Below are 16,230 nucleotides of genomic sequence, written 5' to 3' on the forward strand. Positions count from 1 at the left end.
TGGATCGATAAGCCACCTGGTTATGCAGCAGAATCGCAGTTTGCAATTAACAGAAACAGCAACACCTGTCGTCAATTCATTTAATGAATGGGATCCTCTGGAAGAAGTAATCGTTGGTCGATTAGATGGAGCAGTAATACCACCCTGGCACATAACAATTAAGGCAACAATGCCAAGCCGTTATTGGGATTTTTTTCGCAGCAGGGGTGGTCAACTCTTCCCAGAGGAGCAAATTGAAGCCGGAGAGAGAGATTTGCAAGAACTCATTCACATTTTGGAATCAGAAGGTGTAAAAGTTCGTCGTCCGGATGCTATTAATTATAGTCGTTCTTACGCAACTCCAGACTGGGAAAGTCCAAGTGGTCTTTACGGAGCAATGCCGAGAGATGTCATGATGGTAATTGGAGATAAGCTGATAGAAGCTCCAATGCCTTGGCGATGCAGATATTTTGAAATTAATGCCTATCGTTCACTGATCAAAGAGTATTTTCATCAAGGTGCTCAGTGGATTCCAGCACCTAAACCCCAACTTTGTGATGAGCTATACAACTATCAGTATGTAGAAGCAGACAAAGATGAAGAATTCAACTCTTCACTCACTGAATTTGAACCAGTATTTGATGCAGCTGAGTTTACCAAATTTGGTAGAGATATCTTTGTGCAACAAAGTCAAGTTACTAATCGTTTTGGCATAGAGTGGGTACGGAGATGTTTGGGAGATGAGTACAAAGTGCATGTACTCAAGTTTAAGGATCAATCAGCAATGCACATTGATGCAACGTTTGTGCCTCTAGCTCCTGGTAAACTCTTAATACATCCAGAGAAGGTAGAAAAACTTCCGGAAATGTTTAGAAATTGGGATGTGCGAAAAGCTCCCGAATTTTGTATTCCTGATAGTCATCCTCTATACATGAGCAGTAAGGGAGTAGGTATGAATCTTTTGACGCTCGATGAGGATAGAGTAATCGTTGAAAAGCAAGACGAAGCGATGATTCATCTGTTAAAAGATTGGGGATTTAAACCAATTACTTGCAATTTTCGCAACTTTAATACCTTTGGAGGATCTTTTCATTGTGCAACGCTAGATGTGAGAAGAAGAGGAACACTTCAATCGTATTTTTGATTTGACTTGGAAAAAAGTCGTACATATCAATTAATTCGCTACACTAAATTTTGCTTTTATTTTGTCATGTCTGTATCTAATACTTAATGAAATGGAATTATTAATACGGATTGGTGAACTGAAGGATTTAGATGTGTTAGTTAAGTTTAATCAAGCATTAGTATATGAAACTGAAGGCAAACAACTTCCTCTAGATGTTGTAACAGCAGGTGTCGAAACCTTGTTGACTAGACCAAATTTGGGATTTTATTTGCTAGCAGAAAAAAATGCTAATGTGGCTGGATCTCTAATGATAACTACTGAGTGGAGTGACTGGCGTAATGGTTTATATTGGTGGATACAAAGTGTTTACATCCGACCAGAATTCCGTCGTCAAGGAATTTATCGAAAACTCTATGAATTTGTGAAACAAAAAGCATATTCCGAGCAAAATGAATTGAGAGTGTGCGGATTTAAACTTTACGTAGAGCGTCACAATACTGTTGCGCAAAAGGCTTATCAAGCCTTGGGAATGAAGGAAAGCTACTATACTATCTATGAAGAATTGTAATTGAATTATGATTGCAGTGTTTATCTATGGCATAGTATTTTATGCGAACTTGATCTGAATAATTCCATCACACTCAATATGAATGGCACGCTTGTAATCGTAAAACCCACGCGACACGAGGACAACCAGATGCGGTGATTTTGACATCGAGACTGGAGGAAAAACCCAAGTATCTTTGTATTATCGATCGCGTCCGAGCATCACAAGCTTTTGAGTTTTTCGAGCGCGCCATTACACACAATATAAAGTTTCTCCAAATAGTCGTATTATAGGAATTGATTATTCTATTGACCCCATTAGTTATGCCCAAAATAATTTAGAAAAATCTCTCTATAAGGATCTCATAGAATACTCGCAGGCTGATTTCTTTAATATTCCTTACTCTAATGAAACATTTGACTTTGTCTTTTGTAGCAATAGTCTAATGTATTTGACAGATTTAAAGAAAAAGAAACTCATAAACGAACAAAAGCGAGTTGTTAAGAAAAGTGGAAGAATAACATCTAAAGAATATGATGGAGAGACAATCATCCTATACCCAATTCCTCCGGAACTGTGGTTAAAACTTAAAAATGCTATTGCTTAAGTTCTAGTACAAAAATCATTAGAAGAATATTATGATGAGTATGCAATACTGCACGGGTTTTGGAAAATCGTAGGTTGGGTAGAGCGCATAAGCGTTACCCAACAAATCCTTATAAATGTTGGGTTTCGTTCCTCAACCCAACCTACATTAAATTTAAATTTTCGGCTTAACCGAGCAGTATTGGATGAGTATGTTGCTCGTAAGATGCGTAATCTATGCTTTGATATTGGATTAAAAAATATTGTTACTCTACCTTACCCTATTCAAATGTTTTCTCCTTTATCATCTCATCAGAAAAACTATATTGCTGAAGAGAGTCAGTGGTTTATAAAAACTGCTCACCCTTATTTAAGCCAAACAGAAGTATCACAACTGGAATCCTTTTTCGATAGCAACTCAAATAAATATATCCATAGATAGAGAGGATTTCCCTCACTTTAGTAGTGGGGTTTATGTCAATAGGAACTAAGACTTCTTGATCTTGACCATTTTTTGAATTGTGTTGACTTCTTGATATTGAATTTAAACCATGGTAAGATGAAATTTGTAAATTCTATGATAAGTAGTTGGAGCAAATTAATTATCTGCTTAATAGCGTGATCGAGTAACAGGAAGAGTTTTGACCGTTATTGCTGTCAGACTATTTTTGTCGACCTACTTATCGAAAATTAAAGTAATTACCAACGATGACACAAACACTTGTATTCAACGATTTGGATCAGCAAATTCGAGAGAACATTAATACTAATTTTTCTCAAGAATCTTTACCTCTGCTCCATCAAAAGTTTAAGCGAGATGGATTTATCAAAGTGCCTGAAATTATGCCTTTGACAATTCGTCAACAGATGAAAGAAGAGGCTCTTCGACTTTTAGAAGAATACGCGGAGCGGCGCGATCTAAAGCTGGCAACAACAGGAAATACTCCTAGGAAAATGAGCGTAGTTACCAGTGAATGCATCGCTGCTAACAGCGAGTTTATTAACTCCATATATAAATCGTCATCACTATTAAAGTTTCTGGAAAAACTGGCTGGAGAACCTTTCTTACCTTGTCCATCAAAAGATGAAGAATTTTTAATTAGTAGACATGAAAAGAGTGGCGACACCCACGGATGGCACTGGGGAGATTATCGTTTTGCTCTAATTTGGATTCTGGAAACCCCACCTATTGAATATGGTGGTATGTTGCAATGTGTACCTCATACCAGTTGGGATAAGTCTAATCCCAGAATTCATGAGTATTTGTGTGAGAATCCTATCCGTACCTATGGTTTTGTTACCGGGGACATTTACTTACTAAAAGCAGATACAACTCTTCATCGTACAGTGCCTCTGAATCGTGATGCGACTCGTATTATGCTCAACATGACTTGGGGATGTCTTGATGACGAGAAAAGGCAGCTCAATGGCAATGATCGTTGGTGGGCAGAAAAGGAAGTAGAAGCAGGGGTTTATAGCTAAAACTTCGGAGTATGTGACTAAAAATCTTAGATATCTCTGGAGATAAGATATCAACCCAAACTGTACAAGGGTTTTATATTCTTTTTAGGAGATATCTATTAGTAAGAGAAAGACTAAACATCAGTTTCAGTAACATATAACCCAAACAGGAGGTTGTAAATGACAGCTTTAAAAGTCGAAGAATTTGAGCAAATACAAGAGCCTAACGTTCGTCAACGCTTGGAGGTAAATGACGAAGAAATCAGAAATTATCTCAATGAGAAGATGAATTATATTCTCAATCACCGAGCCGTACAGCATCCTCTTCTCAATTACTACCGAAAAAACAAGTTTACCAAGGAACAAGAAAAGAAATTTTATCTGGAGTGCTGGTATTATTTCCAATACGAGCCATTCTATATTGTCGGCATAGCAATGAATACTCGTGATTATAATATTTTGCGGGAAGTGGTACTCAATGTTGTTGATGAAGTTGGCGGTAAGGTAACTCATGAGACGCTCTTTCGTGAGCAAATCAATGAACTTGGAATTAGCGATGAAGAAATTGACAATTACAAGTGTTTGCCAACAACCACAGCGATCAACACTGGGGCAATGAAGCTTTATACTGAGCCTCCAGTAGAAAGAGCTTTAGGGGCATTGTATGCTGATGAAACAATGTCGGCTGTCTTGGCAACTCAGCTCAATGAGGGATTAGAGAACCAAGGCTATGATAAGAATGTTAGGAAGCATTGGTTGATGCACCTTAATGTGGAAATTGGACATAGCAATAACGCTTTTAATGCGATCGCGCCTTACGTTAGCCATCCGCAGGGACGCTCACTATTTGAGGCTGGCTTAAATCAATACTTGGAATTGCTAGAAGCCTATTGGGATGGAGTGGACTCAATTGTCAGAGGCTAAACAGCTAGGCTAAAAATAATAATTGGGCAACTGTTCGGTTTAACACCTACCAAGCTGCCCAATTAAGCTTTATTTCTGGATACTGTCACCAGCATCACAGGGATAGATCTGGACTCTTCAAAACACGCTCGGAACATTCCCATGATCCGATTCTGGCACAGAAGAGTGCTCGGCGCACCACCGCACACAACCCGAAAACCAACATTGTCGTTGTCGATGTTGTTCCTGTTGCGACACGCAGAACGGCAATTCTCAGGATTGTTGTTCCACGCACCACCCCGCAGCAGTCGGAGTTGCCTACCCCCTCTCTACCCCTCTCGACTAAGCGAGAGAAGTAAATATCTGTTTTGTCTCAATCTACGACAATTTCGATATAGTACCACAGATCTAACTTTCTGTACTAATCCCCAATCCATCTGTAACCAATTCCACGACTTTTAGATAAAGACGCTGTAGCTGTAGTAGCTGTAGGTTGGGTTGTAGCTTGATTCCCCGTAGGGGTACGAAATGAAACCCAACAAAATCGTAAAAATTTTGCTGAGGAACTTTAGATACAGGATTTACAATTTCAATTTTATGTGTTACTCTTACTGTGGATAACAAATGGATTTGCTAAATAATAACCCACGCAAATCTCAAAAAAAATTTGATCGTTCCGCTGCGCTACACTCGCAAAGGGCAAAGAGAAGAAGGGCAGAGTGCAAGAGGGCAAAAGTGCAAAGGGCTAAAGAATCCTCGGCGCACCACCGCACACAACCCGAAAACCAACATCGTCGTCGCCGAAGTCGTACCAGCCGCGACACGCAGAACGGCAATACGCAGGATTGTTGTTCCACGCACCACCCCGCAGCAGTCGGAGTTGAGAATTATTATCATTAAGCCAAACACTTCCATCAGTGGGTGCTCCTTTATAATTGGCATGCCAATTATCAGCGCACCATTCCCACACGTTGCCGTGCATGTCATATAATCCAAAGGTATTCGCTACACCAAAGCTTCCTACCTCTGTCGTTTTTCGTCTATAAGTTCCTTCAGAACCAGCAACATAAATGAGTTCACCATTATAGTTAGCTAGGTCTGATGTAATCGTCTCGCCGAAATGGAATGGTGTCGTCGTACCTGCACGACAGGCGTATTCCCATTCAGCTTCACTCGGTAACCGGTAGGGCTTCCCAGTTTTTCGAGTTAGGCGATCGCAGAACTCCACTGCATCATACCATGAAACTGTCTCAACTGGTAAATTTTTCCCTTTAAATTCCGATGGGTCAGGTTCCAGTATCCGGTTTACTTGTGGGGTAGTTGCTACAGCCTGCCATTGCTCCTGAGTTATTTGATATTTTCCCATAAAAAACGACCCAATTGTAACTTCATGTTGCGGACGTTCATCATCTGTACTCCCTTTTTCAGTTTCCGGTGCACCCATTAAAAATGTTCCACCTGGAATCTCCACCATTTCCAGACGAATTCCATTACCTAAATCTTCTATAAAATATTGCGCCGTCTTTTGGGTACGATGCAGAACTATTTTTTTCCCCATTTTCCGTCACAAACCTTTCAAATTATTTTACAAAATCGGAAAACTATGCTATCCTGATTTTATGTAAAAAAAATTGATCGTTCCGCTCCGCTACACTCGCAAAGGGCAAAGAGAAGAAGGGCAGAGTGCAAGAGGGCAAAAGTGCTAAGGGCTAAGAATCCTCGGCTACAACTCACCGCACACAACCCGAAAACCAACAAAGTCGTTGTCGTAGTCGCCATGGTCGTTGAGGCGAGAAGCACAACGGCAATTGTCAGGACTGTTGAGCCACGAACCACCGCGCACCAGCCAGTATTGAGAATTATTCTCATTTATCCAAGCACTTCCATCTAGGGGCGCTCCTTCATAGTTTTGATGCCAAGTATCAGCGCACCATTCCCAGACGTTCCCGTGCATATCATATAACCCAAAGACATTCGCTACTTTAAAGCTTCCTACTTCTGTTGTCTTTTCTCTATAAATGCCTTCAGAACCAGCAACATAAATGGCTTGACCATTATAGTTAGCTAGGTCTGATGTAATCGTCTCGCCGAAATGGAATGGTGTCGCCGTACCTGCACGACAGGCGTATTCCCATTCAGCTTCACTCGGTAACCGGTAGGGCTTTCCAGTTTTTCGAGTTAGGCGATCGCAGAACTCTACTGCATCATACCATGAAACTCTTTCAACAGGTAAATTTTTTCCTTTAAATCTTGACGGGTCAGGATTCAGCTCCCGCTTTACTTGTTCAAGAGCAGCTACAGCTTGCCACTGTGCCTGAGTTACTTGATATTTTCCCATAAAGAAAGGCTTAATCGTCACTTCATGCTGAGGACTTTCATCCTGGTAACGCTGTGGTTCATCCTCTGGGGAACCCATGATAAAGCTACCTCCAGGGATTGCTACCATCTCTAGTTGAACGCCATTGCCTAAATCTTCGACAAAATACTCAGCTTGGTGACGACTACGATTTATTTGAGGTCGAGTTATTATATTTTTTAGGGTTGTTTTATTAACTTTTTCACCCAAAGCTGTGGATAACACTTTCCAGAGTTTGCCAGCAACATCCTTCAGTTCGCGTGTAGAGTAACTTGATGATGCTGCTATTTGCTCATAAGTTTGATTTGATATTGTTTCCTGTACAATTAACCGTTCTACTTCATTTAGATGGTGTTTTGTCTGAGAAAATACCAAATTATCGGCAAATTCTACAGGATTAAGTCTTGTAATAGTTGCAACATCAAATTCAAAAGGTTGTAGGTTGAAATCTATATCATCCTCAATAGTGACAGTTACAACTTCAAATGTAAATTTCAGATCTGCAACAATTTGGGTGTCAGAACTAGTTCCTTCTGTAGGAGAAACCTTTTCGAGTTTTTCAGCAAAATCCGCATAATTTCCTCCGAACTGCTTGAGGATTTTTAAAGAAATTCGAGCATAGGCTTTGGCTAAGTTTTCTTTTTCTCCATTTTCGCCTACTGATGGGTCATTTAACAAAGCAACACATTCTTTTAAAGACTTACCTATAGATTTTTCTATATAAATCGATATAGTGTCGAAGATGAATTCAGAATCACCAAATGGAGCATCCTCTAACAAAATCTTCCGAATATCATCATGCATTACATCAAAGATGACTTCATCAGGATTAGTATCTGTGGTAATTTCCGCTAAAGGTTTGAGTAATCCTCCTAAAAATACCTCCGCAACATGGACAGGGAGAGATTCTGGTAATAAAGTATTTTGAACTAAGCGAACCACAGGTAAGGTAATTACAGGAGCAGCCATCAATAAACCTGCTAGTTTGCGCCCAAAAGGGGAACTAATTTTACGAAAACGATTAACCCGTTGTTCTGCACTTAATTGACTGACTTGAGATTGAGGTAATTGTGATGCTGGAGTAAATTCTGATTTAGAAGGTAATACAAACCCAGGCGTTACCTTATCACGTATTCCTGCAACTAAACTACTCCAGAGACTAGCACTTTCTAGATTTAAAATGACGACAGGTGTTTTTATCCCTTGCTCTAAATCAATGTCTTTCCACAAAAGTAGTTCACGGATGGATAAATTGCGATTAGGAGATCCAAGGGTGGAATTAACTAACTCAACATATGCTCCTATACGCAATCCGGTTCTCAACCACATCCAATCGGGTAACATTTGAATAATTGCCATTGGTTGATGCTTCGTCCAATCCTGTAACGTAGAGAGAATTGCGCCATCAAACCAAAATTGAGCTACGCAGTCACTTACAATCAAAATTAAACGGCGTTGGGTAGGATCAATTAATTCTTGAGGATTTTTGAAGTGTTCGCGTTTACCGATTTTTGTACTGATTTTAATTTTCCCTTCATCGTCTTTGGTTAAACCCCAGATTTGCACTTGTCGAAAAAAACCATAACTTTCAAACAGTTGTTGTAACTCTTGGACTGTTTTACGCCAAATCACCATTGATGAGTTTTCATCAACTACCAAAGCTAAATCGAACCTTGGTTCAAGCTGGCTTTTAAGAACGGGAATGCAAATTCCTTGTTCCGCAGTTTGTTTAACTGTTGCTATTTCATCTAATTCAGTTCTTTTCCCAGAATCAACTTTAAGCATTAAAGCACGAAATGCTTTAGCAAATTCTAATTGTTTTGGTAATGAAGGGGGGTCAGTATGTCTGAAAGGTAGAGTTTTTTCACTCGAAGATGCAGGGGATTTATCCTCATCTGTTGGTTTAGGGGGGTGAATGGTTGCTGATGGTTCTTTTGTTGGCTCTTTTTTATGTGGTGTTGAATCTGATGGTGGGGGAATAATTCGTTTCTTGTTTGTTGTGGTATTATCTTGTTTTTCTGGCTTCGGTTGTGAAATATCGTCTTTGTCTAAAAATGGTTTCTGTTTTAATGCTAACCACAAAAAATCAGCAATATCCTCTCCTGTTAAGTTATACTTGTCACTCAACACAGAAATTAATTGCTTCAATTTATCGTTTGGTAGTTTGTGGTTAGTCATTACCTCATTTTAGCTCTTTGTTGAGTTTATAATGTAATACGGTTCAGTTAAAAATGTTGGGTTACCCTGCGGGAAGCCACTCCGGCGTCTACGTCCCTCAACCCAACCTACATTTTACTACGTTATACATTCTGACTCCTGACTCCTTCAATCATTCAGCGATTTCGTTACTATATTCCAAATTTCTTCTTTTTTGGCTTCAGGACAACCTTTATTGACAATGATATAAATAGCATTTAATAACTGGTCGGTTGCTTTATCTCGTTCTTGACCATCTCGTGGTACAAATCGCGTTATCAAATCATTAATGTCTTTTTCTTTTTCTTTAAATAAATCTTCTGTAAAATGAGCTTTAATAATAGTTTCTAGTTCTTCTTTGGTAGGATCAGGCATTGTTACTCGCAAACATCGCCGTTTAAAAGCTTGGGGAAAATCTCGTTCTCCATTACTAGTCATGACAATAATGGGGAAAGCATAACACTTAACTCGTCCTCCTTTGATGACTACATCAATATCTTCATCTTGGGTTTGAACTTGAAATAAATTATCTGTCTCCTGGGTTGGCTCTTTTTTTGAACGTCTCACCAATTCAGGAATTTCAAATTGTCCCTCTTCAAATAGATTTAATAAATCGTTGGGCAAATTTATATCACTTTTATCGATTTCATCAATTAATAAGACTCTTGGTAAATAGGAAGGTAAAAATGCCGTTCCTAATGCTCCTAATTTAATATATTGTCCGATGGGTTGTTCATCACTTTCCTTTTTATTCGCATCTTGTAGCCGAGCGATCGCGTCGTAACGATATAATCCTTCCTGTACAGTTGACCGTGCTGTAATCGACCAAGTCAAAACTGGACCCAAGTTTAACTCATAGGCGATCGCATAAGCTAAAGATGTTTTTCCTGAACCTGGATTCCCCGTTACTAATAATGGTCTTCTCAAATAAATAGCTGCATTAACAGCATCCCTTACTTCATTCGCTAGTGGAGAGTCAGACAGTCTAAAGTTTTTTCCTTTATTGATTTCTCTTTCTTTTTTTGTAGCTAATTTAGTTAATGCGTCAAAGCGTTGATTATCTGCTTGTTCAGATTTTTGAGTTTCGGTTGTATTTGTTTGAGAGGATTTGTCTACAAACCGAATAAACAAGTCATTTTCTTTGCTAAACTTTCGCCAAGGAGGAGCATCTATTTCTTTTATTTTATCGCGCAATTTCTTTTTATCATTATTGGATAATTCTTCTTTTCGTTGACCTTTTCCATGAAACAAATACCAATCTGTCATAAATAAATTTCCTTTGTATAATTTTCACGTTCCGAAAGTTACAGCGTTATCATCTTCTCTGTAGTAAGATGGTAAGCGATAGGGATTGTCACATAACAAACCTATATGATATCCTAGATGAGTTTGCTGTTGATTACGGTAAGCATCTAATCGTTTATTTTTTATATTTTCCAATAGACCATCCAAATTATTTACTCTTAATAAATTCTCAAATTCTTCTCTGACCGTTTCTTCTCTAGAACAAATCTCCCTAACCCAAATAAAAAGAGGTAATCCTTCTTGAATAACTTGGTTAATTGATTTATTTAATTTATCTTTTGAAAAATAGAGTAAATTAATTCCCAAAATATCTCTTTTAGATTCAGAATTAAGGCTCTCAGAACAAATCCACTCAATCTTATTGCTAATTTCTTGTTCGCTGGAAACTAAATCATTAAGTTCATCCCATTTTTTTTGTAAAATTGAAATCGGAGTATAATCGAAATTACTTAAACGTTCAAAGGAACGTAACACAAATTTATGATGGCAACTAATCCACTTCCTGTCGCCAGAAAAATTATCAATTTTGATTTCTATTTTTTCAAAACATTCTTGAGAAGTTTTCTTTAATTGTTCGCAAGTAACAAAAATTTCTACAATTAATGTATCATTACCATTTTTATATTCACACAACCCAATTATTTTGTAACTGAGAAGAAGAAGACTATCAAATTTTTGTTGAACATGAGTAGTTTCTATTTCCTTTTTATCAATAATTGGGAAAATTTTTATATCTTTATTTTTCTGAAAAATTAATTCAGCACTTAAATAAAGTTTTTCTGAAGATTTTGGTTCACAAGTTATTACTAAATAAGGATTAAAATCTCTGTATATTGTTTGTAATTTTCTGCTTCTTCCTCTGCTCTGCGGGTTTATATCTAATCTAGGAAGTTCGTGATTTGTTTCCTTTTTCCATTCTTGTAGTTTCTTTTTTATTGTTTTTTCTGTAGACAATCTGAATAGATAATCAACGAACAGATACAAGCTAGATATTGGGTTCGATTTTTTGTTTTTATTAATTATATTGCCTAAAAATATAGTCTTTAAATAATTAAAAATATTTTCTCTCTCATTTTTATTTTCTTCTGATTTTAATAAAACTATCCGTGGATAATTACCAATTACATCTTGCTTAAATTGGGACAAAGCAAAATAACAAGAAATATATAATACATAAGACTCATTGACTTCGTACAAAATCGATAATAGTTTATCCCATCTATCATCTAAAAGATTGTAAATCTTTGCAGTTTTCGTTAACCCTAAAATTTCTTCATTGCCATCTTCATTGCCATCTTTATCTCTATCTCTATAATACAAAGAGATGGGCGTTTGTTCATCTTTATACTCACCTTGGTTAAATACTTTCTTTACTTCTTCTACAATTTCTCTCATTTCTTTAGGAAGAAGCAATCTCTTCTTGTTTCTTAACTCTTTTAACAAAACTCCTGAAAATAATCCTGAATTGTTATTAAACTTAGCTGTTTCTCCCGCCTTAGTTGCTAGTAAGACAACCTGCTCACAATTACTCTTTGGTTTTCCTATCGGATATTCTTCTTTAGGTAGTTGTTCACCAAAGTATTGTAATCTGGATGTAGATTTAGCATAGACAGCGCAAGCATCTATAATCAATATCTGCTTATTGAAGCCACTAAAAGTATCAGTTTTTAGAGACCTTCGTAAAGAAGGTAAATTAAGATTTTGCTGCCCATCAGCGTATAATAACCTGCGATTATCTACATCGCTAATATAACCGTGTCCTGCCCAAAAAATATATAATATACACCCTTGCTTTTGGTTAATATCATTGAATATCGCGTGATAAATTTTATCTCTAGAGGCTTTTTCTACATTAAATTGGTAAGTCTTAACTAAGTCTTTATTTTCCTCTAGCTCAGAGATGAATAGAAAAATATTTTCCTTAGGAACTTCTTGTTCACATAACCATTTTGCAAATTCTAAAGCATTTGATGCAGCCCCTGGTAAATCTCCTACTCCTACTTTTTCATATTTTTCTATCCCAACAATGACTGCATAAGTATCTTTAGGATCACAACAAGATTCACTCATAATGCCTTAATCCTCCGAACAATTGCTTTCCAGGTAGCAGTATTTGTCCAGTAAGCACTATGAGAACGTGGGAAAGGTTGCTGATTATCTACAGGGATATCTTGTACTTTATCCGGAAAAATATTTCCGCCAATAAAACTAAGAAAATCTCGCGAATCAAAAATATTTAACCATGAAGGAAACTCCTTGGATAAGGGTTGACCATATTTTAAACTTTGAAGACCATTGATTTCATAAAAATAAGGAGCTTGAGAACCAACCGTCACTAATAGCTGAACTTTCTTTAATTGTTCTTTCTCCTTTTCGTTAACTAACCCCTCAACCAATAAATCAACGCAAGCAACCCCCCCTAAACTATGAGCAAGTAAAACGACAGGAGGTTTAGCATCTTTTATATAGGACTTAATCAAGTCCCTTATTTCTTGACCACGGGCTTGATAAAGGATAATATCTCCCACGAGAGGATAAGTTATGTCTGAAATTTCTCCTCTCCGGTGTCGCAAATACGCTGTTGGTAATTTAAAGAGTTGATCGTTTAACCACTGTCCAAAAGCAGCCTCATCAGGTGCAATTTCCCTACTAAACGATTTAACTACCTCATCTCTTAAAGTAGCATCCGTCAGAATGGGTGGACATTTATCTTCTCGTTCACAAATTGCCATTGCTTCAGCAATAATTGCTCTAGCGATCGCATCTCGATGTTCTGTTAATGTATCGGAAATAGTTTCTAGTGCTTCTTGATATGGATTTGCTCTCACAACATTTTGCCGAGCTTCATCAAACACCTCACTAATTCCACTTTCTTGGAATTTATCCTTTAACTTCTCTGAAGGGTTAAATTTTTTAACTTTCTTGTCTAGTTTGTCCTTTGGAGATTCTTTTCCAATAATAAATCCCTGTTCTTCTGGTGTTTTCAGTGACAGCAACCGCAATTCATACAAAGGATCTTGATAGAGTTGCGCCCAGCGAACGATATTTTCATCAGCTTGAGATGACTGCTTAGAATTCCGAGTTGAATCATAGAAAGGGATAGAAGCTCCATCAGCATTTAATTTAGCTCCTAGAGAATTTCCCCAAGAACAAGGAGTTATTGTAATATTTTTTACGTTTTGATTTTCCAGTTCTTTGTAAAAATTACCCTTAATTTGCTTAAATTCTTCTGAAAATTTAGGTTCTCGTACCGATATACCATGAACAAATATCACCGTTGTCATAATAAATGATTTTAGCCAGGCTCGATCCAAAGCTACAAATGTACGGAATTGGATTCCGGATTTTTCACAAGTGCGATCGCGCCTTGCGGGAAGCACTTCGCGATCGCCACATGAGTGGAGTGTTACCTTATAAATTTCTAAATTTTGGTTAAGAATAGTTTCGCTTCTTAAGGGACAGAATAAGCGTCATAGGCTGCGTGGGCGAAGGCGAGAACCCGTAATGCTCATAGAATTGCTTGGCTTGTTCCGATATAGCATGTACTACTATTCCACGGATACCCAGTATTTCTGCCGCTTGCACAGTACGAAGCACCGCATCTTGCAGTAATGCTGCGCCTAATCCCTTACCTTTCCATGAGATATCTACTCCAAGCCTTCCAAGGATGGCTACGGGTATTGGATCAGGCATATTCCTTCTGATAGAAGATGACGCGTCCTTCAATGCTAATGCTCCAGAAGAGAGGCAATAGTAGGCAATCACTTTCTTGCCATCAGTTACAACATAGGTGCGTGATGCGTTGTTCTTTTGATTGGCGATTGCGCGGCGTTTTAACCAGTCATTCAAACTGGCAACTCCGCAATCAAAGTCATCGAGTAGGTGAGTCTCACAAATAGGTACAGGGGCTTGAAGGATCATCTATTCCCACGGCTTTTTAACATTCATCAAGCGTGCAAACCCTTCATTTTCAGGCGGAGCATCAAGAACAGAAAGAAAATGCTCATAGGTTTCCTCGTCAACTCGCACAAAGGTTTGGTCAAGTAGAGTATCCTCCGCCGCTCGCCGTGCAGCATCAATGATAAAATCTGAACGTGATTTGCTTTGCGCTTGTGCTGCCCGGTCAATAAGCATCCGCACATCCTCACGAATACGCAGATTGACGGGACGAGTACGAATATCTGGGCTGCTATGGGGCTGCATAATCTTCTCCTTAAGCTTTGTATCCTAGCATAGGACTGCTAGATATACAATGTGTATCTGTATTATAAATATTTCCAAGCCTCACGCCGAACCAACTGCTTCTATCGCAGCTTCAAGTGCGATCGCCCCTTGGGCACAGCGCTTCTCGTCTCCTATCGGAAACGTTTCACGTAGCTTGCTTAAGCGCAGGGGTACGAGACGCTTCTCCTCACGGAGAGGCTGAGCCAACGCGCGACGCGCAGCTATGCCCGCAGGGGTTTACGCTATCGCCGCTATTTATAAAGGTAAGTATTGAACTCGGTTCCTTAACTCTTCAGGATAGGCAGTTTTAGCAATAATTTCTAGATCGCGAACACAATCACCAACGGAAATTCTGAGCTTATGAGCATAGATAACGCCAGTGAAGTCTATTTCCTTATCTTGGCGACGGTTAGCTTCAGCTAAAAAATCCTCGTCTTGGGAAAACAAAACACGCTCAAGTTCTGTAGCACGATCAAGTATAAGTGGATCAGATAAACCAGTCCGCCCGTCTTCTTGCACTGTTAATACATCTACATTGCGAATTCGCAATCCGTCTGTAATTCCTCGATGAACGTTCTCATCCATATAAAGAGCAATGCTCATTTAATTAATCCCTGTGTACGAAGTCTTTTTGCTAATGGGGATTCTCCAGCTTCTTTACGTAATCTTTCCGCATAGTCAAAGCGTCGCTTCATATCCGCATCAATTTCTTCCTTATGCTCCCAGTAATAAGCTAATGCTGAATAAATCTGACTCATACTCAGATGAGGATACTGAAAATGCAATTCTTCTGGACTCCAACCATAAGCGTGGACAGAAGTAACTAATTCCACAATTTTCATAGAACTTCCTTCGATGAAAGGAACATTGTGTTCATCAACCAAGATATGTTTATATTCGGTGGTTGTTGTTTGATTCATAAAACTAGATTTTTTGAAGAGGGAATTATAACATATATTTTGCCATGCTCTGCGCAGTGCCTGTTGTGCGTTCTGGGTGCAGTAACACCCAAGCACGTACTTCTTACGCCGAACCAACTGCGTCTATCGCAGCTTCAAGTGCGATCGCCACATGAGTCCAATGAGTCCCACCTTGACAGTAAACGACATAAGGCTCCCTTAGTGGACCATCAGCAGAAAATTCCAAAGTACTACCTTCAATAAACGTCCCTCCAGCCATAACCACATGGCTTTCATAACCTGGCATTTCTGCTGGTTCAGGGTCAAGATAAGAACCAATAGGAGAATTTTGCTGAATAGCCTTACAAAAAGCAATAAGCTTTTCTTTTGAACCCAACTTAATCGCTTGAATCACATCCCGACGCGGAGTAAGTGGAGCAGGATTGACAGGATAACCCAGCTTATCAAACACATAACCAGTCAAGTGAGTGCCTTTCATTGCCTCTCCTACCATTTGAGGAGCCAAAAACAACCCTTGAAATAGCAGGCGATTTTGGTCAAATGTTGCACCCCCATAACTACCAATTCCTGGTGCTGTAAGACGACAAGCGGCTTTTTCCACTAAATCAGCACGTCCAGCAACATAACC

16 protein-coding genes and 2 pseudogenes are annotated in these 16,230 nt (G+C 38.7%); 7 read left to right on the forward strand and 11 right to left on the reverse strand.

Annotated features, from left to right (window positions below):
* Window positions 1-22: 22 nt before the first annotated feature.
* From G4P69_RS13830 to G4P69_RS13855, 6 genes and pseudogenes are all read left to right on the forward strand, one after another.
* On the forward strand, window positions 23-1,123 hold the full coding sequence (locus G4P69_RS13830; protein WP_208346049.1) for an amidinotransferase: 1,101 nt from the start codon (window positions 23-25) through the stop codon (window positions 1,121-1,123).
* A gap of 91 nt (window positions 1,124-1,214) precedes the next feature.
* A complete protein-coding gene (locus G4P69_RS13835; protein ID WP_208350260.1) occupies window positions 1,215-1,673 on the forward strand; it encodes a GNAT family N-acetyltransferase in 459 nt (152 codons plus the stop codon).
* A gap of 241 nt (window positions 1,674-1,914) precedes the next feature.
* Window positions 1,915-2,259 (forward strand): annotated as a pseudogene (locus G4P69_RS40450) (class I SAM-dependent methyltransferase); the annotation flags it as partial.
* Between the two features lie 180 nt (window positions 2,260-2,439).
* Window positions 2,440-2,679 (forward strand): hypothetical protein, encoded by a 240-nt coding sequence (locus G4P69_RS13845; RefSeq protein WP_208350263.1) that lies wholly within the window; start codon window positions 2,440-2,442, stop codon window positions 2,677-2,679.
* Between the two features lie 266 nt (window positions 2,680-2,945).
* Complete coding sequence (locus G4P69_RS13850) at window positions 2,946-3,719, forward strand: HalD/BesD family halogenase (protein ID WP_208350264.1); 774 nt, start codon at window positions 2,946-2,948, stop codon at window positions 3,717-3,719.
* A gap of 159 nt (window positions 3,720-3,878) precedes the next feature.
* Window positions 3,879-4,622, forward strand: coding sequence for an iron-containing redox enzyme family protein (locus G4P69_RS13855; protein WP_208346047.1), 744 nt, complete (start codon window positions 3,879-3,881; stop codon window positions 4,620-4,622).
* Window positions 4,623-5,346: 724 nt separating this feature from the next.
* Here the strand turns inward: G4P69_RS13855 and G4P69_RS13860 are convergent.
* The 5 genes and pseudogenes from G4P69_RS13860 to G4P69_RS13880 form a co-directional block, all read right to left on the reverse strand.
* Window positions 5,347-6,144, reverse strand: a pseudogene (locus G4P69_RS13860) (formylglycine-generating enzyme family protein); the annotation flags it as partial.
* Window positions 6,145-6,324: 180 nt separating this feature from the next.
* Complete coding sequence (locus tag G4P69_RS13865; RefSeq protein ID WP_208350266.1) at window positions 6,325-9,135, reverse strand: formylglycine-generating enzyme family protein; 2,811 nt, start codon at window positions 9,133-9,135, stop codon at window positions 6,325-6,327.
* Window positions 9,136-9,282: 147 nt separating this feature from the next.
* Complete coding sequence (locus G4P69_RS13870) at window positions 9,283-10,419, reverse strand: AAA family ATPase (RefSeq protein WP_208350269.1); 1,137 nt, start codon at window positions 10,417-10,419, stop codon at window positions 9,283-9,285.
* A 24-nt stretch (window positions 10,420-10,443) separates the two neighbouring features.
* Entirely contained in the window at window positions 10,444-12,528 is a 2,085-nt protein-coding gene (locus G4P69_RS13875) for a VMAP-C domain-containing protein (RefSeq protein ID WP_208350272.1), read from the reverse strand.
* Entirely contained in the window at window positions 12,525-13,742 is a 1,218-nt protein-coding gene (locus tag G4P69_RS13880; RefSeq protein WP_208350274.1) for a hypothetical protein, read from the reverse strand. The genes G4P69_RS13875 and G4P69_RS13880 overlap by 4 nt, the downstream gene beginning before the upstream one ends.
* A gap of 5 nt (window positions 13,743-13,747) precedes the next feature.
* Between G4P69_RS13880 and G4P69_RS13885 the strand changes: the two genes are divergently transcribed.
* A complete protein-coding gene (locus tag G4P69_RS13885; protein ID WP_208350277.1) occupies window positions 13,748-13,894 on the forward strand; it encodes a hypothetical protein in 147 nt (48 codons plus the stop codon).
* Here the strand turns inward: G4P69_RS13885 and G4P69_RS13890 are convergent.
* The 6 genes from G4P69_RS13890 to G4P69_RS13915 form a co-directional block, all read right to left on the reverse strand.
* The gene (locus tag G4P69_RS13890; protein WP_243902957.1) at window positions 13,891-14,307 is read right to left on the reverse strand and encodes a GNAT family N-acetyltransferase; all 417 of its coding nucleotides are present in this window, start codon (window positions 14,305-14,307) and stop codon (window positions 13,891-13,893) included. The two genes, G4P69_RS13885 and G4P69_RS13890, sit on opposite strands and share 4 nt — an antisense overlap.
* A gap of 72 nt (window positions 14,308-14,379) precedes the next feature.
* Window positions 14,380-14,661: a type II toxin-antitoxin system TacA family antitoxin gene (locus tag G4P69_RS13895; RefSeq protein WP_208350289.1), complete on the reverse strand. Its 282-nt coding sequence runs from the start codon at window positions 14,659-14,661 to the stop codon at window positions 14,380-14,382.
* Window positions 14,662-14,742: 81 nt separating this feature from the next.
* Entirely contained in the window at window positions 14,743-14,889 is a 147-nt protein-coding gene (locus G4P69_RS13900; RefSeq protein ID WP_208350291.1) for a hypothetical protein, read from the reverse strand.
* Window positions 14,890-14,937: 48 nt separating this feature from the next.
* Window positions 14,938-15,285, reverse strand: coding sequence for a DUF5615 family PIN-like protein (locus G4P69_RS13905; RefSeq protein WP_208350296.1), 348 nt, complete (start codon window positions 15,283-15,285; stop codon window positions 14,938-14,940).
* Window positions 15,282-15,602: a DUF433 domain-containing protein gene (locus tag G4P69_RS13910; RefSeq protein ID WP_208350299.1), complete on the reverse strand. Its 321-nt coding sequence runs from the start codon at window positions 15,600-15,602 to the stop codon at window positions 15,282-15,284. Before G4P69_RS13910 ends, G4P69_RS13905 begins: the two co-directional genes overlap by 4 nt.
* A 103-nt stretch (window positions 15,603-15,705) precedes the next feature.
* The coding region (locus G4P69_RS13915; RefSeq protein ID WP_208350311.1) for a methionine gamma-lyase family protein at window positions 15,706-16,230 on the reverse strand (525 nt) is incomplete at its 5' end.

It is taken from the genome of Aetokthonos hydrillicola CCALA 1050, from assembly GCF_017591665.1.
GTDB lineage: Bacteria > Cyanobacteriota > Cyanobacteriia > Cyanobacteriales > Nostocaceae > Aetokthonos > Aetokthonos hydrillicola.

Coding starts and splice junctions, on each gene's coding strand:
- G4P69_RS13830 (WP_208346049.1), top strand. CDS start 23: ATGCAGCAGAATCGCAGTTTGCAATTAACAGAAACAGCAACACCTGTC.
- G4P69_RS13835 (WP_208350260.1), top strand. CDS start 1,215: ATGGAATTATTAATACGGATTGGTGAACTGAAGGATTTAGATGTGTTA.
- G4P69_RS13850 (WP_208350264.1), top strand. CDS start 2,946: ATGACACAAACACTTGTATTCAACGATTTGGATCAGCAAATTCGAGAG.
- G4P69_RS13855 (WP_208346047.1), top strand. CDS start 3,879: ATGACAGCTTTAAAAGTCGAAGAATTTGAGCAAATACAAGAGCCTAAC.
- G4P69_RS13865 (WP_208350266.1), bottom strand. CDS start 9,135: ATGACTAACCACAAACTACCAAACGATAAATTGAAGCAATTAATTTCT.
- G4P69_RS13870 (WP_208350269.1), bottom strand. CDS start 10,419: ATGACAGATTGGTATTTGTTTCATGGAAAAGGTCAACGAAAAGAAGAA.
- G4P69_RS13875 (WP_208350272.1), bottom strand. CDS start 12,528: ATGAGTGAATCTTGTTGTGATCCTAAAGATACTTATGCAGTCATTGTT.
- G4P69_RS13880 (WP_208350274.1), bottom strand. CDS start 13,742: ATGACAACGGTGATATTTGTTCATGGTATATCGGTACGAGAACCTAAA.
- G4P69_RS13885 (WP_208350277.1), top strand. CDS start 13,748: ATGATTTTAGCCAGGCTCGATCCAAAGCTACAAATGTACGGAATTGGA.
- G4P69_RS13895 (WP_208350289.1), bottom strand. CDS start 14,661: ATGCAGCCCCATAGCAGCCCAGATATTCGTACTCGTCCCGTCAATCTG.
- G4P69_RS13905 (WP_208350296.1), bottom strand. CDS start 15,285: ATGAGCATTGCTCTTTATATGGATGAGAACGTTCATCGAGGAATTACA.
- G4P69_RS13910 (WP_208350299.1), bottom strand. CDS start 15,602: ATGAATCAAACAACAACCACCGAATATAAACATATCTTGGTTGATGAA.